Below are 19,070 nucleotides of genomic sequence, written 5' to 3'. Positions count from 1 at the left end.
GTCGTTCTACTTGCTCATCCAGGGGCGCGACTTGCCGGCCGCGATGCGGGCGTTCTGTTCGCGCTGGAAACGGCCGCCGCGCGGGGCCTGCGGCCGGCCGTCGAGCTTGGCGTTCTTCAGGCGCAGGGCGCGCTGGACGGGGGTCTCGCCGGGAATTTCCTCGTCAGAAATAGGGGCGGGGATGGGGGTGTCGTCGTCGCTCATGGCGGCATCCTAGCATGAAAAACGCCCGCCGGTCGGGACCGTCGGGCGTTTCACAGGCAGATAAGGATCAGGCGTCGGCCTTGACGCCGGCTTCGGCCAGCCATTCGACGATCTTGCCCTTGGGCATGGCGCCGACCTTCATCGAGGTCATCTGGCCGTCCTTGAACAGCATCAGCGTGGGAATGCCCTTCACGCCCAGCTTGGACGGGGTCATCGGGCTGTCGTCGATATTGATCTTGGCGACCGTGACCTTGCCGCCCAGTTCGTCGGCGATCTGTTCCAGCGCCGGGCCGATCTGTTTGCAGGGGCCGCACCATTCGGCCCAGAAGTCCACTAGGACGGGGGTGGAGGATTTCAGGACGTCGGCGTCGAAGCTTTCGTCGGTGACTTTTACCGTCGCCATAAATGGCTCCTTGGGGCGCTATCGCTCGGCCCGCGGGGCCTTGCTGCTTGAGCGCAAATGGGGTTGTCCGGCCTGTCCGGGTTCAAGTGCAGATGTGGGAGCGAATCGCGGGCAATTCAACTGTCCGCCAACGCCGCGTCCAGCATCGCCTGCGGGATCGGCATCAGTTTGGGGCCGTCGGTCCAGACCAGGGCGGCCTCGACCGGGCGGTCGGGGTAGAGGCGTTTCAGCACGGCGACATAGACGGCGGCCTGCAAGACATAGGCGGGATCGACCCGGTCGAGGGCGTCGGGGGCGGGGCGGTTGGTCTTGTAGTCGATCACGAGCACCCGGTCGGGCGTGACCACCAGCCGGTCGATGCGGCCGTTGATCGCCACGCTGGACGGGCCAGGCAGGGCGCCGGTCAGGGCCACCTCGGCGCGGGAGCCGGGACCGAAGACCGGGGCGAAGCGGGCGTCGTCCAACACCGAGAAGGCGGCGTCGATCATGTCGGCGCGCTGGGCCTCGTCAAGATCGGTCTCGCGCGCCAGCAGGCGTCGTGCGGCGTCTGGGCGGTCGGCGGGGGCGATCTCGGGCAGGCGTTCCAGCAGCCGGTGGATCAGGTCGCCGCGTCGGAACCGACCCAGCGCCGCGCCGCTGGCCGCGCTGCGGGCCAGGGGCGAGGGGGCGGGGATGCGGATAGCGCCTTCCATCCGCGACGGCGCGGCGAAGCGGGCGGCGGCGTCAGGCGAGGGCGGCGTGGCGGCCCAGACGGGCAGGGCCTCGACGGACCGAGTTTCGGCGACCGAGGCAGGGCGGCGTTCGGGATCGACGCCGAAGCGGCGCACGCCGTTCTCGACCTCGCGCACCTGGTCGCCCAGCCGGTCGAAGGTCTCTTCGATCACCGACCACCAGCTGCCGGGTTCGGCGCCCCGGCCGGAGGCGCGGCCCATGACGATGACGCGGTCCCGCGCGCGGGTCAGGGCGACATAGAGCAGACGCAGGGTCTCGTCGTCGGTGCGGGCCTGGCGCGCCGCGCGAGCGTCGGCCGAGGCAGGGCAGTCGTCCTTGGCCGAGCCGGGCGCCATCAGCCAGGCTTCGCCTTCGTCTTCCGCCGTGACGGCGGGCATCAGGGACGGGCCCTGGGCCTTCGCCTTCATGGTGGTGTCGGGCAGGATGACGATGGGCGCCTCCAGCCCCTTGGCGCCGTGGACGGTCATGACGCGGACCTCGCCGCGCGCGCCTTCCAGTTCGCGCTTCACCTCGACATCGGCGGCCTCGAGCTGGGCCAGGCAGGATTCAAGGTCGATCGCGCCCCGGTTCTCGGCCGCCAGGACCTGGTTCAGGGTTTCGTCGACGGCTTCCTCCGCCTCGCGGCCCAGCCGGGCCAGGATGCGGGCTCGGCCCGAACGGCCGGTGTCGTCCACGCGGTTCAGGGCCTGGGAGAAGAAGGCGAAGGGATCGCCGCCCCGTGCATCGATGGCGGCTTGCAGCGCGTCGCGGGCGCGGGCCCATTCGGGGCGTTCGTGCGCCCGGTCGCGCAGGTCGCGCCATAGCTGGCCGGATTTGCGGTTCTCGCGGCCGGCGAGGGCGTAGAGGCCGTCCTCGTCCACGTCGCACAGGGGGCTGCGCAGCACCTCGGCCAGCGACAGGTCGTCGTCGGGGAAGAGCGCAAATCGGGCCAGGGCGATCAGGTCGTCGAAGACGATATGGCTGGACAGTTTCAGCCGGTCGGCGCCGGCCACGGGCACCCCTTCGGTCTTCAGCGCGCGGATGATCTCTTCGAAGGTAGCGTCGCGGCGGCGGACCAGGACGATGTAATCGCCATAGCCGGCAGGACGCAGCGCGCGGGTGCGGCTGTCGAAGACAGCCAGGCCGCTTTCGACCTGGCGGCGGATCTCGCGGGCCAGGTCGCGGGCCAGGCGTTTGCGGGCGCTGCCGACGCTTTCCTGATCGACCGGATCGTCCCAGGCGTCGGTCTCGGGCGCGGGTTCGTCGAGGAACAGGGGCCAAAGGTCGACGGCGCCGTGCTGGCCGATGCGCGCGGGGATGTGGCGGGCGATGTCGCCTTGCGGGCCGGTCAGGGCGCGGGTGCGGTCGGGGTCGGCGAAGACGGCGTCGACGAAGGCGAGCACCTCCTCGGTCGAACGGTAGGAGGTGTTGAGCTCGGGCCCGGCAAAGGGCTCGCCGGCGCCCTCGGCCAAGGCCAGGAAGTCGGCCCGTTCCTGGCGCAGACGCTCCGGCCGGGCGCCCTGGAAGGAGTAGATCGACTGTTTCTCGTCGCCGACGGCGAAGACGGTGCGGCCCGAGGCCCGATTGGGTGAACCTTGGCCGGAATAGAACTCCCCGGTCAGGGCGCGGACGATGGCCCATTGTTCGGGGGCGGTGTCCTGGGCCTCGTCGATCAGGACGTGATCGACCCCGCCGTCCAGCTTGTACAGCACCCAGGCGGCCGCCCCGCTGCGGGTCAGAAGGGCGGCGGCGCGGGCGACCAGGTCGGGGAAGTCGAGCGCGCCGCGCTGGGCCTTGGCGGCCTCGTAGAAGGCGGCGTGGGCGCGGGCCAGGGTCAGGACCTTGATCGTGTCGTCGGCGATCCGGGCCTTGCGCAGGGCCTCGCGGGTGGCGAGGAACTTGGTCTGGAGGTCCAGCAGCCAGCCGACCGCCCCTTGCGGCGCCGACTTGGTGCCCATGCTCTTTCGCGGCTCGCCCGCCAGGGTGCAGAAGACCCCGGCCAGGGCCGCGAACCCGGCGTAGGGGGGCGCGGCCACGCTCATGGCGTCGGCGATCTTGCGGTCGTTGGTCGAGCCGGTCTCCATGGCCTCGGCCATGCGGTTCCATTCGGCGGGGTCGATCCAGGCGACGAAGTCCTGTTCCAGATCCTCGGGCGTGCGACCCGCCTCGGCGCCGGTGAGGGCGTAGGGATCGGGCGCGGTTCCGGCCTCGGCGCGGTCGATATAGTCCAGCAGGTCGGCGCGCTTGGCCTCGATCATCGACAGCAGGGCCTGGAACCTCTGCCAGTCCAGTTCGACGGCGAAATGGCTGTAGGCCTGGCCGATGGGACCGTCCGGGGCGGCGACGGCGGCGCGGGCCAGGTCCTCGCGCGCGGCATGGCTGAGGGCCGTGGCGGCCTGGTCTTCCAGGACGGTGAAACGGGGCGAGACGCCGGCTTCCAGCGGGAAGCGGCGCAGCAGTTTTTCGCAGAAGGCGTGGATGGTCTGGATCTTCAGCCCGCCCGGTGTCTCCAGCGCGCGGGCGAACAGCTTGCGGGCGCGGGAAAGCGCGGCGTGATCCATGGCCTGCGGGTCGCCGTCGTCCAGCCGGGCCAGTTCGCGCGACAGGGCGGCGTCGTCCAGCACGGCCCAGCCGCCCAGCTGGTCGAACAGCCGGGCCTGCATCTCGGCGGCGGCGGCCTTGGTGTAGGTGACGCACAGGATGGCGCCGGGATCGACCTGATCCAGCAGCAGCCGCGCCACCCGGTTGACCAGTGTGGTGGTCTTGCCCGAGCCGGCGTTGGCGGTGACGAAGACGGTTAGGCGGGGATCGGCGGCGACGATTTGGGGCGACAGGCTCATTCTTCGTCCCCGTCACCGATGACCGACCATTCCCAGACGCGGGCCAGATGGTCGTAGTTGCCGCCCTGGTTGCCCATGAACTGGGGCGCGGCCCAGGAGACATAGGGGGTGTTCGGGTCGTCGAAGCGGGCGACGCGGCGCTTCAGTCCGTCCAGCGCCGCCTGGGCCAGGTCGGCGGCCTCGGCGCCCGAGGCGCGGGTGATGACTTCGCCCGCCGTCTTGCGCCCGACCACGCGGACATAGGTCAGTTCGTCGGGCGTGACGGGGCCGTTGGTGCGTTCGAACCCGCCGTCGGCCAGGATGGCGGCGGTCAGGGTCAGTTGCGGGGCGAAGCCGGACTTGACCTGTTTGGCGGATGGCGCGGCGCCGGTCTTGAAGTCCATCACCGCCGCTCCGTCGGCGGCCAGTTCGATCCGGTCGGCGAAGGCCTTGACGGTGAAGGGGCCGGCGGGGGAGTCGAAGGTCATGGTCCCCTGTTGCTCGACCAGGATTTCGATGCCCCGCGCGCGGCGGCGCCGCTCGAAATCGGTCAGCCAGCGGGCGCAGTTGCGGGCCAGGGGCGCCTCGCGGGCCATGGCCGCATCCTCGAACCCGCGCGCGCCCAGTTCGCGCAGCAGATGGTCGTGCAGGATGGCTTCGCAGTCGTCGGGCAGGTCGTCGGGCCAGTCCAGCGTCAGCCGTTCGATCGCCGCATGGACGGCGTTGCCGCGGGCGAGCACTTCGGCAGAAGCGCCGGGACGCTCCATCGCCTCCAACCCCAGCACCCAGAGGGCGTAGATGGCGTAGGGGTCGCGGACCCAGCGTTCGATGCGGGTGACATAGAGGCTGCGCGGACGGCGATGAACCGGCGGGCGCGGTTCGGGCCGTTTGGCGAAGCGCGGCGGGCCGGGCGGTGGGGCGTCCAGGGCGCGGGCCCAGTCTAGGACGGTGGTCGGGCGGGCGATGGAGACGGGCGTCTCGGCCGCATCTGCGCCGCGCGTCAGCATCTCCAGCCGCCACAGCCAGCGCGAACGCACGGCCGGCTGGCCGCCGCGCCGTTCGCTGTGGACCAGGATCACCTCGTCGGCGCAGGCGGCCTGGACGAAGTCCTGGGCCGTCTGGCCCAGGCGGCGTTCGGGCGGGGGCAGGCCGAGCGCTTTTCGCATCGGGCGCGACAGGAAGGGGTCGGTCGGGGCGGTCTGAGGCCAGACGCCTTCCTCGAGGCCCGCTAGGATCATTTGGTCGGCGCGGACCAGCCGGGCCTCGATGGCCCCGAGGATCCGCAGCGACGGGTGGGTGGCCCCGCCGGTCCGCACGACGTTTTCCTTGACCAGGGACGTGACCAGTTCGGCCATCTCGGCGCGGCCGATGCGGCCGAGCGAGGCTCCGCCCTCGATCAGGCCGGACAGAAGGGCGGCGGCGGCCTCGCCGTCGGGACCGGCCCAGGCGTTCTGGCTGGCCAGGGTCTCGATCAGGCGCGTCAGGGCCGAGGCGGCGGCGTTCAAATCCGCGTCGGGCGTGAAGACAGCGGTTGCGATCTCGACGACGGTTTGCAGATAGTCGACCAGGCGGGTGGCGGCCGAAAGGCGCTCGCGCTTCCACTCGGGCGGGGCCTTGCCGCGTCGGTCGGGTTCGACCGCCTCCAGCAGGCGACGGCGGATGGCGGCGAAGTCGCGCGGGCGGGGGCCGCGCAGGGCGTGTTCCTCCAGCGCGGCGACGGCGGCGGCTTGAGGGGAGTCGCCCAGGTCGAACCGGGCCAACGGATGTTTGACGACGGCCAGCAGCAGATGGGGCTGGACCGGATCGGCGATCCAGCGGGCGCACAGATCGACCAGGGCGCCGGCGGGCAGACGCGACAGGGGCGCGCCGGCCGAGGAATCCGGGATGACGCCCCAGCGTTCCAGCCGGGCGGCGACACGGCGGCCTAGGGCCTGGTCGGGGGTGACGAGGGCGCAGGTCTTTCCGGCCGTCTCCAGCGTTTCGCGCATCATCAGGGCGATGGCGGCGGCGGCCTCTTCCTCGGCGCGGACGGTGAGCAGGGACAGGCCCTGAAGCCCCTCGGCGATGGGGTCGCGCGCCTCGCCCCGCGCGGCGGCGGCCGAACGGATGTCGCGGATGGCGCGGCGCCAGTCGTCGGTGGCCTCGGCGGGGCGCAGGGCTTCGTTGACCAGCCGCTGGCGGGCCAGGCCTTGCGCCTCGACGGCGGGGGCGACCGGGGGGCGGAACCAGGGGCGGACGGCGTCGCGGGGGATGTCGCAGCGGTCCAGCAGCCGTTTCATCGCACTTTGCGGATGCTGTTCGTCCAGGCGGTCCCAGACCGCCTCATCCAGATCTAGGTCCAGTCCCGGCAGGACGACGCAGCCCAACGGCGCCTTGGCCACAGCCTTCAGCACGTCGCCGGCGGCAGGGACGGTGCCGGTCGAACCGGCGGCGATGACGGCCTGGGTCGGGGGCGTGTGGTCCCACAGCTCGGCGAGGCGGCGCAGCAGGGTCGCGCGGCGCCAGGCGGGATCAACCAGGCCCAGCTCGGCCAGGCGTTTGGGCCAGGCGGTGACGGCGAGGCCCAGGAACTCGGCTGACCGTTCCCAGTGCTCGGCCATTTCGCCGTCCACCAGTGTAGCGATCCGTTCGGGGTTCTGGATTTCTTCCAGTTGGCAGGAATCGAGGAAGCCGCCGAGCGCATCGGCCAGGTCCAGGGCCCGCATCGGCGTCAGGTCGCTGTCGAACTGTTCGACGATCATCCGCGCCATCTCGAACCGGCGGGTCAGGGCGGGGATGGCGGGCGGCAGGTCCAGGCCGAGGGCGCCGGGGGTGAAAGGCGGCTCGTCCTCCTCCAGATCGCCCAGCGGCCGAACCTGGGGCAGCAGGATGGGGCGGCCCTGAGAAAGTTTCGACAGGGCGCCGGTGAAGGCGCGGGCGGCGCGGCGGTTGGGCAGAAGGATGGTGGCGTCCGACAGGGTCTCGGGCGGCAGATCGCCCAGCCAGGCGAGGACGCCGGCGGCCAGATCTTCAAGGAAGGGCCGGTGCGCGGGGATGGCGTACCAGCGGGCGCCGGACGCCGCGAAGGGGTCGAACGCGCTCACGCGTCTCCCGCCAATTTCGCCTCGGCCTGATCCCGCGCCTGGGGATCGCCGACGTGCATCCAGTCGCCGTCCAGGACGCAGCCGAACAGACGACCCTGGGCGGCGGATTTGCGCCATAGGGGGCTGAGGGAGAAGGGGCCTTCGCAGCCGTTGTCGGCATAGCCGGGGCGGGTGATGTGTACGCCCATATAGGCGAAGGGGGCGGACGGGGCGTCGCCGCGGAAGGTCAGGCGGCCGTCCTCCACCAGGAAGAAGTCGCCGTCGCCGTCGAAGCCGATGGAGCCTTCGCGACGGGCCAGCAGCAGGGCGACGTCCATCGTGTCCGGGTTCCACAGGCGGATCAGATCGGTCAGGGCGTCGCCTCTGTCGATCCAGACGCTGTCGATATTGGCGACGAAGACGGGATCCTCGCCCAGAAGGGGATGGGCCTTCTTCAGCCCACCGCCGGTCTCCAGCAGTTCGGCGCGTTCGTCAGAGATGACGATCCGGGGGCTGCGTCCGCGCGCGGCCAGATGAGCCTCCAGCCGGTCGGCGAACCAGTGGACATTGACGACCGCTTGCTCGACTCCCGCGTCCGCCAGCCGGTCCAGCACATGGTCGATCAGGGCGCGGCCGCCGACCTCGACCAGGGCCTTGGGCCGGTCGTCGGTCAAGGGGCGCATCCGGGTGCCCAGGCCGGCGGCGAGGACCATGGCCGTCTTGGGAGTGGTCATGCGCGAACCTCGGCGGGGACATGGCGGTCGAACCAGCGGGCGACGGGCGCCAGGGCCGGCTGTTCCAGATTGGCGTTCAGATGTCGCCACATGCGCGGCAGGAACTGGCGGTAACGGGGCTTGCCGTCGCGGGCGATCAGCCGGGCGAAGATGCCGATGATCCGCGCCTCGTTCAGGGCGGCGAGCCCGGCGTAGTCGGCCATGAAGGCGGCGCGGTCCACGCCGGGCCGCAGGGCGAAATAGCGGTCGAGGGCCTCGGCCTCCAGCGCGGGCGCGACATCGCGGCGGGCGTCCTGAAGCAGGGAGTGCAGGTCCCAGGAGGGGTGAGCGCGCACCGCGTCCTGGAAGTCGATCATGCCGACGCGGGCGGGGCCGTCTCGCTCGGGCAACCAGATCAGATTCTCGGCGTGATAGTCGCGGTGAGCCATGACCGAGGCCTCGGCCGCGCCCGAGGCGACGAGGGGCGCCCAGGCCGCGCGCCAGTCGGCGATCGCGGCGGCGTCGAAGGCGACGCGGTCGTCAAGCTTTGGCAGCCAGTCGACGAACAGATCGGCCCCGCCCTGAAGCGCCGTCTCGTCATAGGTCAGCAGCGGCCAGTCGCCGCCGGGGCCGTGCAGGGTCTGCGGCGGGGCGCCGGCGTTGTGCAGGGCGGCCAAGGCCTCGATGGCCGTCAGATAGAGAGGCGTCTCGTCGGCGCCGTCTTCGATCACGCGGGCGAAAAGAGCGTCGCCGAAATCCTCCAGCACGGCGAGGCCGTTGGCGGCGTCCAGGGCCGGGATTTCGGGGGCGGACAGGCCCAGGGATTTCAGGTGGGCGGCGACGGCGGCGAAGGCCTCGATCCGGCCGGCAGACAGACGGGCGACGGCGTTCCAGCCGGCGGCGTGACGCTGCTGCGGCGTCCACGTTGGATCTGCGGGCGGGCTTTCGACGGCCGGGGCCTGGTCCATCAGCATCAGGGTCGGGCCGCTGGCCGGCGTCAGCCGCTCGTAACGTCGCGTCGAGGCGTCGCCGGGCAGGGGGGCGCGCACGGCCTCGGCCAGGCCGGCGGACGCCAGGAAGTCGAGGCGAAGCTGTTCGCGGTCAGAAACGGACATGGTCGATCAGCTCTTTCCATCGGCCTACGCCGGAAACGGTCGCAAGGCGGCCTTCGCCCTGTTCCGAAATCGTGATTATCAGTTGGTCCGGCCCCAGGAACCGGCCGGGTTCCTCGCCCAGCCGTTCGGGCCATTCGATGACGGCGCAACCCTCGTCCAGCGCCTCGTCCAGCCCGATCTCGAACGCCTCTTCCGGCCGGGTCAGACGATAGAGGTCGAAATGGGCGACGGGCGGGTCGCTCTCATAGAACTGGACCAGGGTGAAGGTGGGAGACGGCACGTCCTCGTCCGGCGTGGTCAGGGCGCGGATCAGGCCGCGCGCCAAGGTGGACTTGCCCATGCCCAGCGGCCCGTACAGCAGGACGCTGTCGCCCGGCGCGAGCAGAGGGGCGACGGCCTGGCCCAAAGCGGTGGTGGCCTCGGCGTCGGGCAGTTCGATCTTCATGCGAACACCGCGTCGGGATCGTTGGCCAGGGTCCGTTCGGTGAAGGTCTTCAACGCCTCGGTCGCCTTGGCCGCGTCCACGTCCAGCTGTTCGGCCGGAATCGGCAGGCCGACATCGACGCCGAACCGCTTGCCCGCCTTGTTCAGAAGCTCATGGAACAGGGTCACGTCGCGCAGCTCCTGCGAGACCTTGTCGAACAGGTGGAACAGACGGCTGTAGGGGCCGGTGATGTGCAGGGGGATCACCGGCGCATCGTATTTGCGCGCCATCGAGGCGGCGGTCGGCGCCCATTCGGGATCGGTCAGGACGCCGTTCCTCTCGCGCGCCAGACGACCGGCGGGGAACATGACGACGCAGCGCTCGGCCTCGAACGCCTCTTTCGCGGCGGTCAGTGTGGCGCGGGTCTTGTCGCGGGTGCGTTTGTCGTGGACCCATTCGACGGGGATGATGGTCTCGTCCAGCCGGGGCGAAACGCGGATGGCGTCGGCGTTGGCGAAGAAGATCATGTCGCTGCGTCGCTGTTTGATCGCATCGAACACCGCGACCCCGTCGGCGATGCCGGTGGGGTGGTTGCACACGACGATGCAGCGGCCGGTCGCGGGCAGACGGTCTAGGTTCGTCGTCGTGACCTTCAGCTTCAGCAGGTCGGAGACGTAGTCGAAGGTCTGCGTCCCCGACAGGGGATGAATCGCGTCCGCCATCCGCACCGCCGCCCCATAGCCAAGCACGCCGTAAAGCGCCGGCCGCACCACGGGCCACAGGGGCGAGGCGGTCAGGCGCGGCGCACGTTCGGCGATCAGCACATCGACGATGTGCGGTCGGCGTCGGGCGGGAAGAGGGGCTGAATCCATGAAGGGTCGCTTGTCGCCGGTTCGGTCGAGGGGAGCAAGATGCGCGGCGCAGGCAGCGACGCCTTGGTCGCTTGGCGTTGCGGCGAACGCCCCCTATCAAGATCGCAAATCGCTGTGGGGATTGAGACATGACGCGTTCACGCTGGATGGCGGCCGCCGCCTTTGGAACCCTGATGCTGGCCGCCGCGCCGGTGTTCGCCCAGGAGGCGGCGCCTGCGACGGCCGAGGCGGCGGCGCCCGCTTCGCGTGGCTTGTCGCTGAAGGATCTGGCGATGATGGAGCGGGTCAGCGAGCCGCGCGTCTCGCCGGACGGCCGCCAGATCGTCTACGCCGTGCGCACCACCGACTGGGACGGCAACAAGGGCGTCAACGGCCTGTGGCTGGCGGACGTCACAGGGGGAGAGCCGCGCAGGCTGGCGATCTCGGAAGGCGGCGCCTCGGGCGCGCGCTGGGCGCCGGACGGCGGGGCCATCTATTTCCTGTCGTCGCGCGGCGGGTCGAACCAGGTCTGGCGCACGGATGCGGCCGGTATGGCGGCGGCTCAGGTGACGACCCTGCCGTTCGATGTCTCGGGGTTTCGCATCGCGCCGGACGGCCAATCTCTGGTGCTGGCGGTGTCGGTCTTCGTCGATTGCGATACGCTGGCCTGCACCAAGACGCGGCTGGATGCGCGCGGCAAGTCGACGCTCCAGGCCTATGACCGGCTGCCGCTGCGTGACTTCGATCACTGGGTCGATACGCGCCGCACTCATCTGTTCGTTCAGCCGCTGAATGGGTCGGGGCTGGGTGGAGGCGAGCCGCGCGATCTGCTGGCGGGGCTCGACGCCGATGTCTCGGCGGGCGATTCCAGCTTCGATATTTCGCCGGACGGCCGGACCCTGGTTTACGGCACCCAGACGCAAGGGGCGGGCGAGCCCTTCACCAGCAACAGCGACGTGTTTCGAGTGGCGCTCGATGGTGGGACGCCGGTCAATCTGACGGAAGGCAACAAGGGATCGGACGGCAATCCCGTCTTCTCGCCCAACGGCCGCCAACTGGCCTGGCTGTCGGCGCCGCGCGAGAACGTCGGCGGGGATCAGGCGGCGGTCTGGGTGGCTGACGCCGACGGGTCGGGCGCGAGGAAGCTGACCGACTGGGATCGCGGCGCAGGCGGCCTGCAATGGCGCACCGACGGCCGGTCGCTGCTGGTTTCGGCGGCGGACGAGGGCCAGAACCGGCTGTTCTCGGTCGACGCCCGAAACGGTCGGGTCACGCCCCTGACCGGTAACGGCGCGGTCGGGTCCTATGAAGAGGTCGCGGGCGTCCTGGCCTACGCCCACGAAAGCTTCGTCGCTCCGGCGCAGATCTTCGTCCATGCCAACGGCGAGCCGCGCCAGATCAGCCGCCAGAACGCCGAGGTGCTGGCGCAACTGGACCTGCCCCAAGGGCAGGCCTTCACCTTCGCCGGCTGGAACGACGAGCCGGTGCAGGGCTGGGTGTTCAAGCCGGCCGGGGCGGTCGAGGGGCGGCGCTATCCGGCCGTCTATCTGATCCATGGCGGGCCGAAATCGCCCTGGACCGAGAGCTTCTCCTACCGCTGGAACCCGCAGACCTATACGGCCGCCGGCTATGCGGTGGTGATGATCAACTTCCACGGCTCGCCCGGTTACGGCCAGGCCTTCACCGACGCCATCAACGACCACTGGGGCGATCGGCCGCTGGAGGATCTGGAAAAGGGCTGGGCGGCGGCCCTGTCCGGCAATCCGTGGATCGACGGCGACCGGGCTTGCGCCCTGGGCGCCTCCTACGGCGGCTATATGGTCAATATGATCGCCGGCAAGTGGAACGGGCCGTGGCGCTGCCTGGTCAACCACGCCGGGGTGTTCGATGTGCCCCAACTGATGAACGCCATGGATATCGGCAACTTCATCTGGGAGTTCGGCGGGCCGAGCTGGGAGCGCAAGGCGGTGTACGACGCCTTCAACCCGGAGACCTATGCGGGCGACTGGAACAAGCCGATGCTGTTGCTGCACGGGTCAAAGGATTTCCGCGTGCCGATGGAGCAGGGTCTGGCGACCTTCTCCGCCCTTCAGCGCCAAGGCGTTCCCAGCCGCTTCGTCCATGTGCCGGACGAGAACCATTGGGTGCTGAAACCCCGCACCTGGGTCGATTGGCAGCAGGAGATCCTGGATTGGGTCGGCCGCTACACGGCGGCCGAATAGGTCACCAGATCGGTCACCAGATCCGGGCGACCCCGAAACTGTCGAACAGGCGCTCGTTGGAGACGAGCGTCAGTTCGTTGAGCAGGCCCTGGGCGATCAGCAGCCGGTCGAACGGATCGCGGTGATCGCCCTCCATGCGGCCGGCGAGGCTCGCTTCGCGCCAAGTCACGGGGAGTTCGGCGAACGACTCATCGTCCATGACCTTCAAAAAGTGCTCGGCCAGCATTTCTCCGTTCGGCAGTTTGCCGATGCGATATTTGATGGCGATCTCAATGGCCGAGACGCTGCTCACGAATATAGTTTCGGCAGATCGAATGGCCTGTCTCGCGGGTTGCGTCAGCCGCTCGTCGTCCCAAACCCACCACATGAGGGCGTGGGTATCGAGCAAGATATTCAATCGCCGCGTCCTTCCCACAGCCGCAGTTCTTCCTCGGGCAGGGGATCGAAGAAGCTTTCGTCGAACTTGCCCATACCCTTCAGCCGGCCCGGCTTGCGATCAGGCTTGGCGGCCGGTTCGAACGGCACGATCCGTACGGCGGGCTTGTCGCCGCGGGCGATGACGACCTCTTCGCCGCGCTCTGCGGCGGCGATCAGTTTGGACAGGTGGGTCTTGGCGTGGTGGACGGTGACGGTGGTCATGTCGCGCTCCTTGGTCCCACTATCTTAGCTAAGTCAGCCGTTCGCGGCAACTTCCGCCCGACGAACGGCGGTGCTACGCCTCGCCGCAGCAAGATTTCCGAGGAAGAGCTTGATGCGTCACCGTTCCCTTCTGTCCGCCGCCTGCGCGGCTGTCGCCTTGATGAGCGCCGTTCCGGCCCTGGCCCAGGTTCCGCCCGCCCCGGTTCCCGCCGCGCCTGCGACGTCCGACGCCTTCACCTATCAGGACATGATCGCCGCCAACCGGCTGGGCGATCCGCAGGTGTCGCCGGACGGCCGCTATGTCGTCTATTCGGTCACGACCACGGACGTGGAGGCCAACAGCCGCGCCGGCAGCCTGTGGATCCTGGATCTGACCACGCCGGACGCCGCGCCGCGTCGCCTGGCCATCTCGGATCAGGGCGCCAACACCGCGCGCTGGGGCGGGGACGGCAATCTGTATTTCCTGTCGGGCAAGTCGGGGGCGAGCCAGGTGTGGCGCGTCGCTTCGCCGACATCGGCGCCGGTTCAGGTGACCAACCTGCCGACCGACGTGAACGCCTATCGGATCAGCCCGACGGGCGACAAGGTGGCGGTGTCGCTGGCCGTCTATCCGAACGCGGCCGACCTGAACGCCTCGGTCGAACAGGGCAAGGCCATCGCCGAAGGCAAGACGACGGGCCAGGTCTATGACCGGATGTTCGTGCGCCACTGGGATACGTGGAACGACCACACCCAGAACCACCTGTTCGTCCAGTCCATCGGCCGCGACGGCAAGGCGACGGGAACGCCCGCCTGGATCACGAAAGGCTTCGACGGCGACACGCCGTCCAAGCCGTTCGGCGACGAGAGCGAGTTCGTCTTCACGCCGGCGGGCGACGCCGTGGTCTTTTCGGCGCGTCTGGCGGGCCAGACCGAGCCGTGGAGCACCAATTTCGACCTGTGGAAGACCAACGGTCTTTCGGGCGACGGCACCTTCACAAACCTGACCGACGACAACGACGCCTGGGACACCGGCCCGGTCTTCTCGCCAGACGGGCGGACCCTGGCCTATCGCGCCATGGCGCGGCCGGGCTTCGAGGCCGATCGCTATCAGATCGTGCTGATGGACGTCGAAACCGGCCAAAAGCGCGAGATCGCCTCGAACTGGGACCGGTCGGCCGACACGCTGCAATGGTCGCGCGACGGCCAGACGCTGTACACGACGGCGGGCGACGTCGGCTCGACCAAGCTGTTCTCGGTGGATGCGCGCAACGGGGTGGTGACGCCGATCACGGGCGCGGGCCACGTCTCGGCCTTCCAGCAGACGCCGTCGGGTTTCGTCTTCGCCCAGGACAGCCTGCGCGAACCGGGCGATCTGTATTTCAAGACCTATCTCGGTCGCGAAATGCCGCGCCGCCTGACGCAGTCAAACCCCGCCTTCGCCGCCAAATCGTTCGGCGAGTATGAGCAGTTCAGCTTCCCCGGCTGGAACAACGAGACGGTCCACGGCTATGTCATCAAGCCGGTCGGCTATGTCGAGGGCCGCAAATATCCGGTCGCCTTCCTGATCCACGGCGGGCCGCAGGGCTCGTTCGGCGACGGCTGGTCCTATCGCTGGAACCCCGAGACCTATGCCGGCGCCGGCTATGCGGTGGTGATGATCGATTTCCACGGCTCGACCGGCTACGGCCAAGCCTTCACCGACGCGATCAGCCAGCACTGGGGCGACCGCCCGCTGGAAGACCTGCAGAAGGGCTGGGCGGCGGCGCAGCAGAAATACAGCTTCCTGGACGGCGACAACGCCTGCGCGCTCGGCGCGTCGTACGGCGGCTATATGATCAACTGGATCGCCGGCAACTGGTCCAATGAATTCAAGTGCCTGGTCAACCACGACGGCGTCTTCGACACCTTCGGCATGGGCTATTCGACCGAGGAGCTGTGGTTCACCGAGTGGGAATACGGCGGCACGCCGTGGGACAAGCCGGAGGGCTATCAGAAGTTCAACCCGGCCAACCATGTCGAGAACTGGAAGACGCCGATGCTGGTCGTCCAGGGCGACCGCGACTTCCGCATCCCGACCGCCCAGGGCCTGTCGACCTTCACGGCGCTGCAACGTCGCGGCATCGACAGCCGCCTGATCGTCTTCCCCAACGAGAACCATTGGGTGCTGAAGCCGGCCAACAGCCTGCAATGGCACAACGAAGTGTTCGGCTGGCTGAACAAATATCTGACGCCGGCGCAGTAAGCCGCGTCAGTCTGGAATGACAGAAAGGGGCGCGGTCGAAAGGCCGCGCCCCTAATCTTATGCGCTCGGTTCTTATCAGATGGGGCTGGGGCTCAGAGCGACGCGCGCGTCTGGGTGGAGGCGACCAGTCGATTGTACTGATGCTCGGTCATGCAGCGCGGCGTGGACCAGCGCTGGCCGTTCTCGCGGGCGGCGACGGCCTCCTGTGCGGTCATGAAGACGGGCGCGGCTCCGAACTCGCGCTGATAGGCGCGACGCGTGGCCGTGTCGGTCTTGCACACCATGACCGCCCGCAAGGCGGCGGGGCGGACGGTTTCGCGGGCTTGCGTCTGCTGGGCAAGACTGGGCGACGCGGCGGCCGCCAGGGCGGCGACGATCAGGGCAGGCGTGAGAAAACGGGTCATCCGGGCATCCTCCATGGCCTGAATTAAGATCAGGACTCTGACGAAATATGCGCCGATATTTTTGTTTGTAAAGATTATGCGACAGGTTCACGTCAAATAGACGACACGCAATGGCGGGTTGACGTTGCGGCGCCAAATGGGGGCTGATGCGTTTCTGTGTGGCTGACGGAGACGAGCGATTGTCGAACCCACGGAATTGGCGGACTTTTCGGGCTGACGTGCATCAAAGGGCCTTGGTCCCTGCGGGCGTGCGCCTGCGGTCCTGGCGCGACTGGGTTCGCGACAACGACCCCGTCTATGCGGCGGCGCGGCGGCCCGGATCGGCGGAGAAATGGGCGGCCGGGGTCGTTCTGGTCCTCGTCGCGGTCGTCGTGCTGTTCCTGGCCCTGTTCGACTGGAACATGCTGCGGGGTCCCATAGGGCGCTGGGCCTCGGTCAAATATGATCGCCAGATCGTCCTGACGGGGGATCTGGATGTCAACCTGTTCAGCTGGACGCCGTCCGCCGTGGTGCGGGGGCTCAAGGTCGGCGGGCCGGACTGGGCGCGGGATCGCGACACGGCCGACGTCGATGAAATCCGCGCCTCGGTCAGGCTGAGAAAGCTGCTGGCCGGCCAGATCGAGATGCCTCTGCTCAGCTTCACCCGGCCCAGGGTGGTGCTGATCTCGGCCAAGGACGGTCGCAAGAGTTGGACGTTGAATCCGAACAAGCCCGACACCGGCGAGGGACTGAAGCTGCCGGTCATCCAGCAACTGATCATCACCGACGGTCAGCTATCCTTCGACGAGCAGCGGCGCGGTCTGACGCTGCAGGCCGCCGTCAACGCGCGAGAGGCGGCCAGCGGCGCGGCCGGCTTCGTGCTGGACGGACGGGGCGATGTCAGGGGATCGCCGCTGACGCTGAAGATCGAGGGCGGGCCCTTCATGAATATTCGGCGCGATCGACCCTATCGGTTCGAGGCGAACGTGACCGGGGCGGGTTCATCGCTGAACGCCAAGGGGGCGATCACGCGGCCGTTCGACCTGGGCCGGTTCGATGCGACGATGACGATCGAGGGCGGCAATCTGTCCGATCTCTATCTGCTGACCGGCGTCACCCTGCCCAATACGCCGGCCTATCGGCTGTCGGGCGCCCTGAACCGCAACGAGCGGATATGGACCTTCAAGGATTTCGACGGCCGGGTCGGCGCGTCCGACCTGTCGGGCGAGGTGCGGATCGATTCCGCCGAGCGCCTGCGCGTGGATGCGCAGCTGACCTCGCGCCGGCTGGACATCGACGACTTGGCCGCCGTGCTGGGCGCGCGCGTCCGGACCAATGCGGCCGGCACGGATACCGAAGCGCCCGTCGTGGTCGGCGGCAAGCTGCTGCCCGACGCCAAGCTTCAGACCGAACGCCTGCAGACGATGGACGGGACGCTGACCTATCGGGCGGCGGCGGTGAAGGCGAACGACTTCGACGTGCGCGCCGTGAACCTGGGGGCCGATCTGAAGGACGGCATTCTCAAGCTCGATCCGATCAGTTTCAACTTCAACCGGGGCGAGATGAACGGCACGGCGCGGATCGATGCGACCAAGACCACGCCCTACAGCACCGTCGATCTGCGGCTGGCCGGCTATCCGCTGGAATCAATCATCCCGGCGCGCAATGGTTCGGTTCCCTTGAGCGGGCGCGCCCTGGGCCGCGCGAAGCTGGAGGGGTCGGGCGCCTCGATCCATGACTTTGCGGCGGCGTCCAAGGGCTCGCTCAGCCTGGTGGTGCCGAACGGTAAGATGCGGGCGGCGTTTGCCGAACTGTTGGGCATCAACGCCAGCGCGGGCCTGCTGAAACTGCTCAGCGGCGATCAGTCGGAAAGCCAGATCCGCTGCGCGGTCGCCGACTTCAACGTCAGCGGGGGCACGGCGACGGCCCGGACCTTCATCATCGACACCGATGTCGTGCTGGCCCAGGGCAAGGGCACGATCGACCTGGGCGCCGAGACATTGAACCTGAAGATCGACGGCGAGTCCAAGAAGCCGCGCCTGCTGCGCCTGTGGGCGCCGATCACGGTGTCCGGTCCTCTGACCGCGCCCAAGGTCGGGGTGGACGTGCGCGAGATGGTGTCCCAGGGCGGGCTGGCGGGCCTGCTGGGTGCAGTGGTGGCGCCGGTGACGGCCCTGTTCGCCTTCGTCGATCCGGGCCTGGCCGAGGACGCCGACTGCGGTCGGCTGATCGCCAACGCCAGGTAGGGGCGCGGTATTCGTCAAGGCGACGACGACCGATCGGGTGGAGCGAACGTATTGAAGCGCGATGGAGCACTCCGCATGACCCGCCGTGGACTTTTCGCGCCCGCCCTGGGGCTTCTCGCCGCCGCCTGCTCGCCGCTGGGCCTGCTCAACACCCTGGGGCCGAGAGATGGCGGGGTGCGCCGCGTCGCGCGCGACGTCGCCTATGGCGAAGACCCGCGCCAGCAGATGGACCTCTATGCCCCGATCGCGCCGGGACCGTATCCGACCCTGGTCTTCTTCTATGGCGGCGGCTGGGATTCAGGCTCGCGCAGCCAGTACGGCTGGGCGGCACAGGCTCTGGCGGCGCGCGGGTTCGTCGTGGCCCTGCCGGACTATCGCGTCGTGCCCCAGGTCGTCTTCCCGGCCTTCATCGAGGACGCCGCCGCCGCCACGGCCAAGGCGGCGGATGTGGCGGCTCAATATGGCGGCGATCCCGCGCGGCTGGGCGTGCTGGGCCATTCGGCGGGCGCGCACCTGGCGATGATGATCGCGCTGGACCGGCGCTATATGGCCGCCGTCGGTCGGCCCGACCTGATCAAGGCGGCGGCGGGTTTGGCGGGGCCCTACGACTTCCTGCCGTTCGACGTGGCGGCGTCCAAGAACGCCTTCGGCCGCGCGCCGGACCCGACCCTGACCCAGCCCGTCACCTTCGTGCGCGCCGACGCCCCGCCGCTGTGGCTGGTCCACGGCACGGCCGATACGGTGGTGCATGACGAGGACACGATCATCCTGAACGATCGTATGCGGGCGGTGGGCGGACGGTCCGAAGCCAAGCTCTATCCCGGGCTGGATCACGCCGACCTGATCGCGACCTTCTCGCCCCTGTTCCGCAAGAAGGCGACGGTTCTCGCCGACGTGGCGGGGTTCTTCCACCGCCAACTGGGCTGATCAGGTTTTCAAGAAGGTGGTGCGGGCGGCCGGGGTCGAACCGGCACTCCTTTCGGAACAGGATTTTGAATCCAGCGCGTCTACCAATTCCACCACGCCCGCAGAGGCCGCCTCATGCCACAGAGAC

Annotated in this window: 15 protein-coding genes and 1 tRNA gene; 4 read left to right on the top strand and 12 right to left on the bottom strand. The window is 69.1% G+C overall.

Annotation, left to right across the window (positions count from 1 at the left end; genetic code table 11):
- Nucleotides 1-6: 6 nt before the first annotated feature.
- From ACP7BH_RS14185 to ACP7BH_RS14150, 8 genes are all read right to left on the bottom strand, one after another.
- Nucleotides 7-204: a hypothetical protein gene (locus ACP7BH_RS14185; RefSeq protein ID WP_425986237.1), complete on the bottom strand. Its 198-nt coding sequence runs from the start codon at nucleotides 202-204 to the stop codon at nucleotides 7-9.
- A 67-nt stretch (nucleotides 205-271) separates the two neighbouring features.
- Complete coding sequence (gene trxA, locus ACP7BH_RS14180) at nucleotides 272-607, bottom strand: thioredoxin (RefSeq protein WP_135193854.1); 336 nt, start codon at nucleotides 605-607, stop codon at nucleotides 272-274.
- A 116-nt stretch (nucleotides 608-723) separates the two neighbouring features.
- Nucleotides 724-4,158 (bottom strand): double-strand break repair helicase AddA, encoded by a 3,435-nt coding sequence (gene addA / locus ACP7BH_RS14175; RefSeq protein WP_425986235.1) that lies wholly within the window; start codon nucleotides 4,156-4,158, stop codon nucleotides 724-726.
- Complete coding sequence (gene addB, locus ACP7BH_RS14170) at nucleotides 4,155-7,220, bottom strand: double-strand break repair protein AddB (RefSeq protein ID WP_425986233.1); 3,066 nt, start codon at nucleotides 7,218-7,220, stop codon at nucleotides 4,155-4,157. The genes addA and addB overlap by 4 nt, the downstream gene beginning before the upstream one ends.
- Nucleotides 7,217-7,933 carry an N-acetylmuramate alpha-1-phosphate uridylyltransferase MurU gene (gene murU / locus ACP7BH_RS14165; RefSeq protein WP_425986231.1) on the bottom strand — a complete coding sequence of 239 codons (717 nt, stop codon included), beginning with the start codon at nucleotides 7,931-7,933 and terminating at the stop codon, nucleotides 7,217-7,219. Before murU ends, addB begins: the two co-directional genes overlap by 4 nt.
- Nucleotides 7,930-9,027 carry an N-acetylmuramate/N-acetylglucosamine kinase AmgK gene (gene amgK / locus ACP7BH_RS14160; RefSeq protein ID WP_425986228.1) on the bottom strand — a complete coding sequence of 366 codons (1,098 nt, stop codon included), beginning with the start codon at nucleotides 9,025-9,027 and terminating at the stop codon, nucleotides 7,930-7,932. Before amgK ends, murU begins: the two co-directional genes overlap by 4 nt.
- Nucleotides 9,014-9,472 (bottom strand): tRNA (adenosine(37)-N6)-threonylcarbamoyltransferase complex ATPase subunit type 1 TsaE, encoded by a 459-nt coding sequence (tsaE, locus tag ACP7BH_RS14155; protein WP_425986226.1) that lies wholly within the window; start codon nucleotides 9,470-9,472, stop codon nucleotides 9,014-9,016. The genes amgK and tsaE overlap by 14 nt, the downstream gene beginning before the upstream one ends.
- On the bottom strand, nucleotides 9,469-10,323 hold the full coding sequence (locus ACP7BH_RS14150) for a GNAT family N-acetyltransferase (protein WP_425986224.1): 855 nt from the start codon (nucleotides 10,321-10,323) through the stop codon (nucleotides 9,469-9,471). Before ACP7BH_RS14150 ends, tsaE begins: the two co-directional genes overlap by 4 nt.
- A 128-nt stretch (nucleotides 10,324-10,451) precedes the next feature.
- Between ACP7BH_RS14150 and ACP7BH_RS14145 the strand changes: the two genes are divergently transcribed.
- Complete coding sequence (locus tag ACP7BH_RS14145; RefSeq protein ID WP_425986222.1) at nucleotides 10,452-12,524, top strand: prolyl oligopeptidase family serine peptidase; 2,073 nt, start codon at nucleotides 10,452-10,454, stop codon at nucleotides 12,522-12,524.
- 13 nt (nucleotides 12,525-12,537) lie between these two features.
- On the opposite strand, the gene ACP7BH_RS14140 is transcribed toward ACP7BH_RS14145, so the two are convergent.
- Nucleotides 12,538-12,921, bottom strand: a complete 384-nt coding sequence (locus tag ACP7BH_RS14140) for a type II toxin-antitoxin system VapC family toxin (RefSeq protein ID WP_425986219.1) — start codon at nucleotides 12,919-12,921, stop codon at nucleotides 12,538-12,540.
- Nucleotides 12,918-13,163 carry a type II toxin-antitoxin system prevent-host-death family antitoxin gene (locus tag ACP7BH_RS14135; RefSeq protein ID WP_346495819.1) on the bottom strand — a complete coding sequence of 82 codons (246 nt, stop codon included), beginning with the start codon at nucleotides 13,161-13,163 and terminating at the stop codon, nucleotides 12,918-12,920. Before ACP7BH_RS14135 ends, ACP7BH_RS14140 begins: the two co-directional genes overlap by 4 nt.
- A 112-nt stretch (nucleotides 13,164-13,275) precedes the next feature.
- Here ACP7BH_RS14135 and ACP7BH_RS14130 point away from each other — a divergent pair, with 112 nt between their 5' ends.
- Nucleotides 13,276-15,387 carry a prolyl oligopeptidase family serine peptidase gene (locus tag ACP7BH_RS14130; protein WP_425986218.1) on the top strand — a complete coding sequence of 704 codons (2,112 nt, stop codon included), beginning with the start codon at nucleotides 13,276-13,278 and terminating at the stop codon, nucleotides 15,385-15,387.
- Nucleotides 15,388-15,479: 92 nt separating this feature from the next.
- Here the strand turns inward: ACP7BH_RS14130 and ACP7BH_RS14125 are convergent, their stop codons facing one another.
- Nucleotides 15,480-15,791: a hypothetical protein gene (locus tag ACP7BH_RS14125; RefSeq protein ID WP_425986216.1), complete on the bottom strand. Its 312-nt coding sequence runs from the start codon at nucleotides 15,789-15,791 to the stop codon at nucleotides 15,480-15,482.
- Nucleotides 15,792-16,039: 248 nt separating this feature from the next.
- On the opposite strand from ACP7BH_RS14125, the gene ACP7BH_RS14120 reads away from it, so the two are divergent.
- Together ACP7BH_RS14120 and ACP7BH_RS14115 are read left to right on the top strand one after the other, a co-directional pair.
- The gene (locus ACP7BH_RS14120) at nucleotides 16,040-18,016 is read left to right on the top strand and encodes an AsmA family protein (RefSeq protein ID WP_425986214.1); all 1,977 of its coding nucleotides are present in this window, start codon (nucleotides 16,040-16,042) and stop codon (nucleotides 18,014-18,016) included.
- Between the two features lie 75 nt (nucleotides 18,017-18,091).
- Entirely contained in the window at nucleotides 18,092-18,943 is an 852-nt protein-coding gene (locus ACP7BH_RS14115) for an alpha/beta hydrolase (RefSeq protein ID WP_425986212.1), read from the top strand.
- A 17-nt stretch (nucleotides 18,944-18,960) separates the two neighbouring features.
- Here ACP7BH_RS14115 and ACP7BH_RS14110 read toward each other — a convergent pair.
- A tRNA-Leu gene (locus ACP7BH_RS14110) sits at nucleotides 18,961-19,045 on the bottom strand.
- Between the last annotated feature and the right edge of the window lie 25 nt (nucleotides 19,046-19,070).

Origin of the sequence: Brevundimonas sp. TWP2-1 (assembly GCF_049897645.1) — a bacterium.
In the GTDB taxonomy this organism is placed as follows: domain Bacteria; phylum Pseudomonadota; class Alphaproteobacteria; order Caulobacterales; family Caulobacteraceae; genus Brevundimonas.
This window is presented reverse-complemented; position numbering and strand designations above follow the sequence as displayed.